The organism is Flavobacterium enshiense (genome assembly GCF_022836875.1).
Taxonomy (GTDB): domain Bacteria; phylum Bacteroidota; class Bacteroidia; order Flavobacteriales; family Flavobacteriaceae; genus Flavobacterium; species Flavobacterium enshiense_A.
This window is the reverse complement of sequence record NZ_CP090376.1, coordinates 3,194,647-3,206,629: the sequence shown is the minus strand read 5'-3', so window position 1 is coordinate 3,206,629 and position 11,983 is coordinate 3,194,647. Positions and strand designations below refer to the sequence as shown.

At 32.3% G+C, this 11,983-nt stretch carries 7 protein-coding genes; all 7 read left to right on the top strand.

Annotated features, from left to right (window positions below):
- Positions 1-62 precede the first annotated feature (62 nt).
- The gene (locus LZF87_RS14565) at positions 63-1,757 is read left to right on the top strand and encodes a DUF262 domain-containing protein (protein ID WP_244340074.1); all 1,695 of its coding nucleotides are present in this window, start codon (positions 63-65) and stop codon (positions 1,755-1,757) included.
- 10 nt (positions 1,758-1,767) lie between these two features.
- On the top strand, positions 1,768-2,232 hold the full coding sequence (locus tag LZF87_RS14560) for a hypothetical protein (RefSeq protein ID WP_244340072.1): 465 nt from the start codon (positions 1,768-1,770) through the stop codon (positions 2,230-2,232).
- A 24-nt stretch (positions 2,233-2,256) separates the two neighbouring features.
- Positions 2,257-5,280: a cold shock domain-containing protein gene (locus tag LZF87_RS14555; RefSeq protein WP_244340070.1), complete on the top strand. Its 3,024-nt coding sequence runs from the start codon at positions 2,257-2,259 to the stop codon at positions 5,278-5,280.
- 85 nt (positions 5,281-5,365) lie between these two features.
- Complete coding sequence (locus LZF87_RS14550; protein ID WP_244340068.1) at positions 5,366-5,713, top strand: helix-turn-helix domain-containing protein; 348 nt, start codon at positions 5,366-5,368, stop codon at positions 5,711-5,713.
- Positions 5,713-7,005, top strand: coding sequence for a type II toxin-antitoxin system HipA family toxin (locus LZF87_RS14545; protein ID WP_244340066.1), 1,293 nt, complete (start codon positions 5,713-5,715; stop codon positions 7,003-7,005). The genes LZF87_RS14550 and LZF87_RS14545 overlap by 1 nt, the downstream gene beginning before the upstream one ends.
- A 9-nt stretch (positions 7,006-7,014) precedes the next feature.
- The gene (gene pglZ, locus LZF87_RS14540) at positions 7,015-9,567 is read left to right on the top strand and encodes a BREX-1 system phosphatase PglZ type A (RefSeq protein ID WP_244340064.1); all 2,553 of its coding nucleotides are present in this window, start codon (positions 7,015-7,017) and stop codon (positions 9,565-9,567) included.
- A gap of 11 nt (positions 9,568-9,578) precedes the next feature.
- The gene (gene brxL / locus LZF87_RS14535; RefSeq protein WP_244340062.1) at positions 9,579-11,615 is read left to right on the top strand and encodes a BREX system Lon protease-like protein BrxL; all 2,037 of its coding nucleotides are present in this window, start codon (positions 9,579-9,581) and stop codon (positions 11,613-11,615) included.
- Positions 11,616-11,983 lie beyond the last annotated feature (368 nt).

Genomic DNA, 11,983 nt, shown 5'->3' with positions numbered 1-11,983 from the left:
TTGTGCAGTAAAACGGAAGAAAAAAGTATAGAGAACAATTTAAAATAAATACGAGCCAGAAAATGGAAGCAAAAACAACAATAGGTGAAATCCTTAATGGTAGAAATAAAATAGTAGTTCCCAGTTACCAAAGAGCCTATGCTTGGGAAATACCAAAAGAAAATAGAAACAGAGCTACACAAATTGATGTTTTTATTCAGGATTTAGAAGCGTATTTAAAAAGTAACCCAACATCGCCTTATTACTTTGGACACTTCTTATTTGAAAAAAAAGGAGACTATGTATTTAATATAATTGATGGGCAACAAAGATTAACTACAATTGTAATATTTCTTTCAGTAATATTTAAAACAATTAAGGAAAAACGAGATTGGTCAGAAGATGAGGAATTTCTTTATGAAACAATGATCAAAAGGAAAAGTACCATTCATTTTGAAACCGTTGATTACGATAACTTACTTTTCAAAGATTATGTAGTCACTCAAGAAAAAAAAGATACAAACGGCATAGAAACCGAATCGGGTAAACGTATCGTAGAGGCTTTTGATTATTTTATTAGTCTGTTAAAAGATAAAAGTGAAGAATATTGTACCCGAATGTTAAAAGCGGTTACAACCGCTGTTTGTACTACTCATGAAGTAACTGATGAATCAGAGGCAATTCAAATGTTCATCTTTCAAAACAACAGAGGAAAAAAACCAACCAATCTGGAAATCATCAAAGCCCAATTCATGTACCAGGTTCATCTTTATGGTGACGATGAAAAGGAAGCTATTATTAAAGATATTAAAGAGAGATTTGAAAAAATATACAAGTCTATATCTTCAATTGAATATAAAATTAGCGAAGATGACGTATTGACTTATACATTAAGAGTACATTTCAATTCCTTGTGGGAAACCAATGCTGTAACAAAAATTAACGAAGAACTGGCCAAAAATAATGGTATTGAATTTGTCAAAGAATTTACTAAAAGTTTAGCTATCAGTTTCGAACACCTCACACGCTTTTTCGGGAAAGACGAAAGAGAAAATTTTGCAATTCATTCTTTAATTACTTTAGGAGGAATTGGTATAGCTGTTCCTTTCGTATTAAAAGCGTATAGATTTGGATTAGCTACAAATACTATCGGTGAACTTTGTCAAAACTTTGAAACTATTGTATTACGAAACCGATTGATTGGCACAAGAGCCGATATTACTTCTCGTTTAAATGGAGTGTATAATGAGTTTACACAAAACAACCCCAACGTCGCACCAATAATTAGCCGTATTAATTATCTTCGAAAGACACAAGACGGCTGGTGGGATTATTGGAACAATATAGAATTAGAGAAAGCCATTCAAGGTAAATTAAATCATAGCACTGCAAAATTCATTTTATGGAAATATGAAAATACTTTAGAAGCTGAAGGAAAATCGGGTTATTCAACGTCTCGTTTTGATACAATAGAAAATCCAGAACTAGAACACATGGCACCTACTACAGAACCGGAATTGAAACCTCATGGATATGGAATATATGATGAAGAGTTCATAAACCAATATTTGAATTGTTTAGGAAACTATCTATTACTTTCTAAGTCACATAATTGCAGCATAAGCAACAATCCTTTGAAAGAGAAATTAGACTCCTATAATCATTTGTACCAACAAAGAGAAATCAAAAACTTTATAACAGAATCTGAACTTTGGGACAAGGAAGCTATTTCAAAGAGAAAAACAAAAATTGTAGAATTTGTGATGGATAATTTTTAAAGTAGAAATTATGACAATACCAGATATAATGCAGATTTCCAATGAGTTTATTGAAAACCATACCGTTTTCGTGGTATCTCATCAATTGTTTCTGCAACCCAATGGAAGGAATTTGTACAATCAGTTAATTCGGCAACAAGTACCAGCCAATTCATATGGGGTTTATATTTGGGTGAAAACCCAAACAGGTGAAATCATTTACATAGGAATGGCGGGTAAAGTGAAGACTAATGGACAAATGGGATCTCATTCTATAGAAAACCGCTTGGTAGCTACGAGAGGTAAAGTAAATGGTCGTGATGTCCTCACAAATGACTATGTATTTAATTTCATGAAAAACAATAAAGTGGAGGCACTAACATTTCACATTCTGTACACTAATGGTCAAACACCACCATCATATTTGGAAGCGGTACTATTGTATAATTTTTACCGTCAAAAAGGAGCGCTACCTTCGTTAAACAATTCTTTCTAATAATGATTTAAAAATATTTTCAATATGCAAAGCTTAGGACTTATAAAATGGTTTGATAACGACAAAGGATTTGGAGTAATCGGAACGATTGATGGTAATGAAGTATTTATTCATTCTAGTCAATTCATCAATAAACCGGAAAAAGTACTAAAAGCAAAAGCTGTTTTTTTTGACATTGCGGAAGACAAAAAAGGGAAAAAAGCAATCAATGTTGCAGACCCGGAAACCTATGAGCATTTTAAATACATAATGTCAATAAATGAAAATGACCCTAAAGTAAGTTTAGAATTGACCTTTAAAGGGAAAAGCAGATGGGGAAAGGAATACATTCGTAAAGAATATAGGGATAGTAGTATTTTTAATTATGCAATCTTTCAGTTGTTACGTTATAAAGACCCTGAAACTGTCAAAGCCTTTTTTATCAATGATTTTGACGAATGCAATTTTGATTCCGTAGAAACGACCAAAAAAAGGTTCCAAATCACAAGAGATGTAATCAACAAACTAGAATTTAAAACCGTAAATGCAGATAATAGTATTAATGAAGTTTCCGGTGTAAAATCTAGTGAGATTATAATCGAAATTTTCAAACATTATCTTTCCAAAACAGATGAAAAATATTTATTTGACATTTGGAGACAAAGCTATCATCATCCAATAATTCAGAGTAATACTTTACTTCACAATAAATACGCAAAAGAGTATGATTTTCCGGATGCCATTTTCTTGGATAATTATAAAAGTATTGATTGTTATTTGCTTGAAAAAATATTTACAGCTCATGAGAGAGAGGATATTTGCTTCAATATTATTTCAAAGAAAATAAAAGATTATAATGAAGTAATTGAAAGTGAATACTCGGATATTAAATCATGTATGTCTGTATTGTTCGAAACAAATATTTACAATGAACTTAGTGATTTGTTGTTCAAAAAAAATATAGCCAATTTTTTAAGGGATAAGACAAAATTAAATGACAGCGATTACTTCAATAGATTTTTGAGTTTCTTGAACAGGAATTCCATTGGAACCCAAAAAATGCAAGCCATTAAAATAATCAATGAGAATTTAGATGATGAAATGCTTTTCAAGTATTGGCAAGAATTCAATTACTTTATTCCTTCAAATGATTTTATTTATAAACATTTAGATAAGTTATCTCGTAACGATTTCATAAACGCACCATCAGAATTTCACAATGACTATTTTTTAGCCAAATACAATGAGTTAAACTTTGATAATTCATTAAGGTCATTTTGCGATTTATTTTTTTTGGCGCTAGAAACACCCGGCTCCCAAATACAACAAGTCGAAGATAAATTAGCACTAAAATACAGAGTCGTAATTTCGCTCTACAATTCCTATTTTGATAAAAACAATAATTATGGTTATACAAATGACCAAGACAAATTTAAAATCAATTTTTCAAAAGATAATTTTATCGAATATCTGTCCCAAATAGAAGATTTAAATGAAATACTGCAACTTGTCAAAATAATAAATGAAATCAATGTCGCCTATAAATACCATAAGCCTAGCCAAACAGAAGTAAATGGGGCATATGCATTTAGCCAAGAAGATAAAATAAAAATCATTAATGAAATAAGTAACAAGCTAGACTATAGCCTTGAAATAAGTGTTTTAGATGTTTTGAAACATAATTTAAAAGGGCATGACCAAACAAAAAAGGTCAAGATTGTAAAAGGTTTTATACCCAAATTTCTTAATCCTGATGATGATGAGAATTTTAAAGAGCTAGTAAAACTTCATGTGTATTTTGATGATAACTCCAAGGAAAAAAATGAGTTCCTTTATTACTTACAGGGCTTGGTTTCAAATCCAAAGAAAGTTAGTTTATGGTTTAATGATTCAGTTAATGAGATTGAACTTGACTTGGCAATTGATTATTTAAAAGAGTGTCCGGACGATAATCAATTTAAAATTTTACAAAAAATATTTTCATCTATTCACTTAAATAAAAAGCTGATTACTGCAGAATTATTCACACGCTTCGAAAATTTAGCAAATAATCCATCTTTGAACCTTGATGTGAGGATAGCGCTGTATGTGGTGAATACCTTAAAAGTACACAAACAATTCATTAATGATAAAACCATATTTGAATTAGTAAGTCAACGACTGAATGAGAATGTTGATGAGCTTATAAAAATTGATAAATTATTAGATAAATGCAGTGGAAGAACATGGAAAGCATATAGTTATAATGCGGATGATAAAGAAGAATGGTTTATTAATATAAACGGGCATGAATTTGCGGTTAATGATAATTTGATAAGTATTGAGGGGAAAAATTACTCTTTAAATAAAGAAAATAAATCAATTTGTATTAATGGTGTTTATTATAATTTCAAATGGGCTAAAAAAAGAAATGTTTTTCATACCGAAAATTACGGTGTTCCTGATGGTCTGACATTTTGTGATGCTATAAAATCCCAATTTGATGAAGACTTAGAAACCAATTTTTATTGGTGTTGCAATAGTAAATGCTATAGTCCGTGTCAAAAAGATTATAACCCATTCCAATGGAAAAAATATACTTTAAGGGATTTCATCAAAATTTTAAGAATTGAGTTTGATAATGATCTATATTATCGATTTGTTGCTGTCATTAATAGAGTTAACAGATTGTTGGAAAAATTAAAATGCAATTCATGCAATAAATTAACGCGTGATGCAACGACTTCTGAATTTGCTTTTTATAGAGTGAATACATTTCACTGTACAGATTCCACTTGTAGTGAGTATCATAAAACTGTCTACTTAACACATTGTCTAAACTGGAGATGTCTTAATATAATTGACTCTAGAATATCTAAAGTTTGCCCAAATGGTTGGTATATCTGTGATAAATGTGATAATTGCTGCTCCCAGGATAAAATTGACATGAGATATCAAAATCTTCTAACAAATAAGGCTTTTAATCCAAATAACCCGAGACATCAAAAACTGAAATTTCAGGTAGATAACAAATTGGGGCATCTCGAAAAAAATGAAAAATATGACTTTAGAACTGGTGAGAGAAAATAATTTAAATCTGTAATAGCAATTATTTAAATATAAATGCTTTAATTTTGTATGATATGTCAGTCGTTAACATCAAATTAAACGTTTTATGAATGATAAACAATACATAGATTGGGTTGCTATGAGCGATTCAGTACTAGCGCAAACCATCGGTGTATTTGTAAAACACCATCGATTAACTCAAAATAAGACACAAGAAGAGGTGGCTAATGCGGCTAATATAAGTCGCTCAACGCTAAGTTTACTTGAAAAAGGAGAAACGATAACAGTGCCTACGCTTTTACAGGTGCTAAGGGTTTTAGATTTACTGTATGTGATGGATGTCTTCAAAATTCAAGAACAAATAAGCCCAATAGAGCTAGCCAAACAAGAACAACATAAAAGACAACGTGCTAGAAATAATGATAATGACAATTCAAAAGAATCCGACTGGTAATGATAACAACTGCTTTTATAAAAATATGGGGTGAAACAGTCGGTGCTGTAGCTTGGAATCCTGAAACAAGAATTGCAAGTTTTGAATACGACTCAAAATTTATAACCAAAAAATGGGATTTAGCACCGCTAAAAATGTCGGTGGCAAACAGCAATAAAAGGGTCTTTTCATTTCATGAACTTAGAGATATAAAAACGTTCAGAGGGCTTCCGGGCTTATTAGCAGATGTATTACCCGATGATTATGGAAACCAATTAATAAACAGTTGGCTAGCACAAAACGGACGACCGGAAAACAGCATGAATCCGGTGGAATTGTTATGCTTCATTGGGACACGAGGTATGGGAGCCTTGGAATTTGAACCATCCCAATTCAGGGCTAATAAAAGAGCATTTGATATCGAAGTAGATAGTTTAGTAAGCATCTCCCAAAAAATACTTAAAAAAAGAGAAGGATTTGAAACCAATCTGAACGGAGATGAACAACAAGCCATGATGGATATCCTTAAAATTGGAACTTCCGCGGGAGGTGCGCGTCCCAAAGCCATTATTGCTTTCAATGAGAAAACAGGACAAGTAAAATCCGGACAAACAAAAGCGCCCAAAGGATTTGAACATTGGCTGATTAAGTTAGACACGGTGAGCGATGTGCAATTTGGAGAAAGTACCGGCTACGGCAGAATTGAAATGGCATATTATCTAATGGCAAAGGCTTGCGAAATAGAAATGATGGAATGTCGTTTAATGGAAGAAAACGGGAGGGCACATTTTATGACCAAACGTTTTGACAGGGAAGATGGTGATATCAAACATCATATTCAAACGTTGTGCGCTATGCAACACTATGATTTTAATCAAATCACCAGTTTTAGCTACGAACAGTTGTTTCAAACCATGCGAGTATTAAAATTGCCTTATCCGGAAGCCGAACAGCTCTTCAGGCGAATGGCCTTTAATGTAATCGCTAGAAATTGCGATGATCATACCAAAAATTTTGCCTTCCGATTAAAACAAAATGAAAGTTGGGAATTGGCTCCTGCCTACGATATTTGTTTTGCCTACCGTCCGGACAGTGAATGGGTCAGCCAACATAATCTAAGTATTAATGGGAAAAGGAAAGGCATTACCAAAGAAGACTTATTGAATGTAGCAAAATCCATGAACATTAAAAAAGCAGGTAATATTATTCAACAAATTAATGATACGGTAAGTAAATGGGCAGAATTTGCAGAAGAAGCTAAAGTAGAAAAAGGCTTAATGGAGCGAATTAGTAAATCACATCTAATTTTATAACGAACACTAATGTTTGCAGACAAAGTAATTCAAACACTTTTACAAAGTGATAAAAATAAACTCTTCTATTTTGATGCCGATGGGTCAAAGAGAGAAGAGCTAGCAGCTATTGAAAATGCAGGGGTAAAAGTGGTAGAAGTCAATCAAAACTATTTTGATTTGAAATACAAATTGGAAATGGAATGGAATAACAAAAAAATATTCCTATACCATCCTTTTGCAAAGCCAGAAGGTAAAAAAATAAAAAAATACCCACTATTAGATTTATTGTCAGCCAATATTGAATTAAAATTAGATGAGGTTTCGGAGTTTATTGCAGAATATAGATTAAAGGACTACCATTCAAATCTTATAAATAAATATTTCAAACTCCTAAAAACAAAAACCAACCAAAAAAAATTAGCCAGAATATTAGATTCAGAAAATTTTAGTGAGGATAATTTAAAAAAAGGACTAATATCCATTATACTCGACTTTAATGCGGTTGAAGATAAATTCAACTGCATGAACAAATGGTTTACGTTGACTTTAGAAGAAAGTAAATTCAATAAAATAAATAGTACTCTTATAGAATTAGGTTTAGAAGAGGTAGTAATTAATTGGTTCAATACATTATTGGATACCAAAGAAGATACCCTATCTATGGAAGCCGCAACCAATTGGATTACAAAATTAAAATACAATGTACTAGTAGGGAATGCAACTCAAATTGTGACTGCTGATACTTATAACTCGTTAAGAATAAAGCGGACTGCCGACAACTATAAACTGTTGAAGTTTTTTGAAGTTTGGCAGAAAAACATAAATACAAACAAGGCTATTGAGCAAATTTTTAATACGCTTGGAAGTAAAATAAACACAGTTTCAGTTTTAAAATGGTACGGAACAGAAACAGAATATGGCTATTATTCTGAAGAAATGATAGACAAGGTTTTAAAATTATTATACAGCGAAGTATTTTCCGACGCGTTGAAAACAAAAGAAGAATGTATTCGTTGGAAAAGAGAGGAAAGTATCTCTGATTTTAGTAAAGACCAAATAGAGTTCTTGTATTTTACTGCTTCAATGTATAGCGTTCTGGAAGGCTATAAATCATTCCGTTTTAATACTGTAGAAGAGTATATCAAAGAGTATACAGTAGAGCTTCATAAAGTAGATTTTAATTATCGTAAAGCAGTAATTGCATATGACAAGGTAAGAGATCATTTGGACGAATTCGAAACAATTGCATTACCTGTTTTTGAAGCCCTTAACAACAAATACGACCGATTCCTGATTGAATTCAACATTGAATGGCAAAAAGTTTTAGAGGAGAATAAATTTGATTTTCATCAAATTGACTGCAACAAACAATTCAATTTTTACCAAGACAATTTAGGAGAAGTGGATTATAAAATGGCAGTAATCATTTCGGACGCATTCCGTTTTGAGTTGGGGTATGAATTGTACAATGATTTACTGGCAGACAGTAAAAACAATTTAACTATCCAACCTTGTTTAGCTTCAATTCCTTCATATACCAATTTAGGAATGTCAAACTTGTTACCCAACAAAGGGATTACGGTTGAAAAAGGAGAACAGGATTTGGTATATAAAATCAACGGCAAGCCAACAAATAGTCAATACCGTCAGTCTATTTTGCAAGCAGTTGTTCCGGAAAGTTGCACTATCGACTATGCTGAAATCATAAAGTTTGATAGAGAAACAGGGAGAAAGTTTTTCATTGAAAATAAATTGGTTTACATCTACCATGATTGGATGGATGCCATTGGCGATAAAAAACGTACCGAACACGAAACATTTGAAGAAACGGCTAAAGTGGTCGAACAAATAAAAAGACTAATTCAAAAAATATACGGTTGGAACATTTCCTATGTTTTGGTAACAGCAGATCATGGTTTTCTTTACAATTACAATGAATTAAAAGAAAACGACAGAGAAACATTGCCAAAAGCAAAAGGATATAGTAAAGATAACTCACGTTTTGTAATAAGTGAAGGGTTTGAAGGTAAACAGGATGGATATGTATTCGATATGAAAAAAACAACGAACATCGATACAGATTTAAAAATAGCCATTCCAAGAGCTATTAACAGATACCGTAGACAAGGGAACATTGGTGTTCAGTTTGTGCATGGCGGAGCCAGTATTCAGGAACTGATTACACCGGTAATTAAATGTTACAAACAGAAAAAAGAAACTACAGAAACCGTTACCTTCAGAAGAATAGATAATGTTAGTAAAATTACAACCGGGAATATTAAAATTGTGGTGCTGCAAAACGAGCCGGTTTCAAATGAATTGAGAAGTCTTGAGGTCACAGTTGGATTGTATGATGACAATGGGGTATCACTTTCCAATGAAGTTGAATTAATCTGCAATGCAACTTCAAATAACCCAAAAGAAAGAGTGTTTGAAATTATATTAACACTCAATACACAAGGTTCTAAAGCAACATTTTGCTATTTAAAAGCATTCGACAACAAAGATAAAAACAAACTCAATCCAATAGTGTTAAACGACTTGATTACAATCAGTACCTTAATGGGGATGGATTTCTAAATAGAATAGTTATGGAATTAAAAGACAAGATTTTACAATATTTTGAAGGTAAAGTAGTCCGAAAAGATCTAACCTCTAAAATCAAAGGAAATGCTGTGGTTCCCACTTATGTGTTAGAATACTTATTAGGACAATATTGTGCTGTAGATGACCAGGCTATTATAGAAGGAGGAATTGAAAAAGTCAAAGAGATTATCAAAAACAACTATGTGCACAGAAGTGAAGCGGAAGTTGTGAAAGCAAATATTCGTGATAAGCAAAACTATAAAATCATTGATAAGGTAAATGTATCTCTAAATGATAGAGCCAATATTTATGAAGCGGAATTAGCCAATTTAGGTATCCGTAATGTTCCAATATCTGATAATTTAGTAATGCAAAACCAAAAGCTACTAAGTGGTGGAGGTGTTTGGTGTATTGTTGATATGGGCTATTCTCACGAAGAAGATATAAAAGTACGTTGGCAAATTGAAGATTTAAAACCAATACAGGTATCCAATATCAGTGTTCCGGAATATATCGAAGCGCGAAAAAACTTTACAAATGAAGAATGGATAGATCTTTTAATGCATAGCATAGGTTTAAATCCGGAATTCTTTAATAAAAGAGGGAAATTAATCCAATTATCACGTTTGATTACTCATGTAGAGAATAACTACAACTTTATTGAATTAGGACCAAAAGGAACTGGGAAATCACATATTTTCTCGGAGTTGTCTCCTCATGGTGTTTTAGTTTCTGGAGGTGATGTTTCAAAAGCGAGGTTATTCGTTAACAATACGGGGAATAAAATAGGTTTAGTTGGCTATTGGGATGTGATTGCTTTAGATGAATTCGAACAGGATAGAGGATCCAAAAAAGTAGACGGTGATTTGGTAAAAATACTCCAAAATTACATGGCCAATCAATCGTTTAATCGAGGGAAAGAAACCTATCAGGCAACAGCCTCATTAGCATACGTTGGAAATACCAAGCATACAGTTCCTTATATGCTAAAAAACAGCCACCTTTTCGAATCAATTCCTGAAGGATACATAAAAGGGGCTTTCCTCGATCGTATGCATATTTACATTCCAGGATGGGAAGTACGTATTTTAAAAAATTCAGTATTCTCAACAGAGTTTGGGTTCATCGTAGACTACATGGCAGAAATTTTAAAAGAATTACGTAAATCAGATTACAGTGGTATCTTAGATCAATATGTAGAGTTAGACGGTTCACTTTCTCAAAGAGATAAAACAGCTATTCGTAAAACGTTTTCTGGTTTAATGAAATTAATCTATCCTCATAAAGAAATAACAGAATCCGAATTATTAGAATTATTGGACTTTGCAGTGGAAGGAAGAAAAAGAGTAAAAGACCAATTATATATTATTGACGAAACATTCCGAACAGAACCGGTAAATTTCGAATACACCATAAAATCTTCCGGAATAAAAGTAAGTCCGGAAACTCTCGAAAAATTAAATTATCAAACAGAAATCAAAGCCAAACAACTAGAGATTAATGAAAATACTGTTATTGAAAATACTAATGAGGTTCAAAATATAAATGTTGCAGAGGCAACAAAAATGCAATTAACACCTCATCAAACCATTATAAAAGACAACCAAACCGGGATCTCATATAAAAACTTATTTGCGACTTATCTCAAAGGAGCAAACAAAATAACTATTCAGGATCCATATATTAGATTACCATACCAATTCAAAAACCTTTTAGAATTCTGTGTAATGTTAAGTAGTAATAAAGAGCCAGAAGAAGAAATTGATTTAGAAATTATTACTTGGAATACAGAAGAGTATCTTCAGGATAGTACAACTTATTTGGAAGAAATACAGGAAAGTGTTCAAGAAATAGGCATTCGCCTCTCTCATCGTTTTGAAAACCTACACGACAGAAACATAATGGCGGACAACCGGTGGAAAATCACCCTTGGCAGAGGATTGGATATTTTTGAAAAATCTGAAAATCGGTTCAGTGTAGCAGATATAGACCAGACCAGAAGAAAGTGTAAAGCTTGCGAAATAACATATTTGAGATTTTAAAGACATAAAGTTAAATAATCTGATACTTTTTGAAATAGGTTAAAAGAAAGAGGACTTAATAACTTATCAAAGATATTTTCACCTCTGTTTGGGGTGAATTCATCTTGTTCGCTACTTACCTCAATAAATCAGAGTAATCCTCAGGAATCTCGGCATCAATATCTCTTAAATATTCTTCCAAAGCCGACATCGTCGAGTGACCTGTAATCAGCATCATTCTGCTTTTGGTTCCAAAAGGGGAGAAGGAAAGAATAGTTCACAGAGTAAACAGGCTTTTATTATTGAGCAATAATATTACTACTTACAATTATTTTTTTTCTATCTAGTCTATATTTTTTTGCATGACTCATTACAATCAACATTGCAAG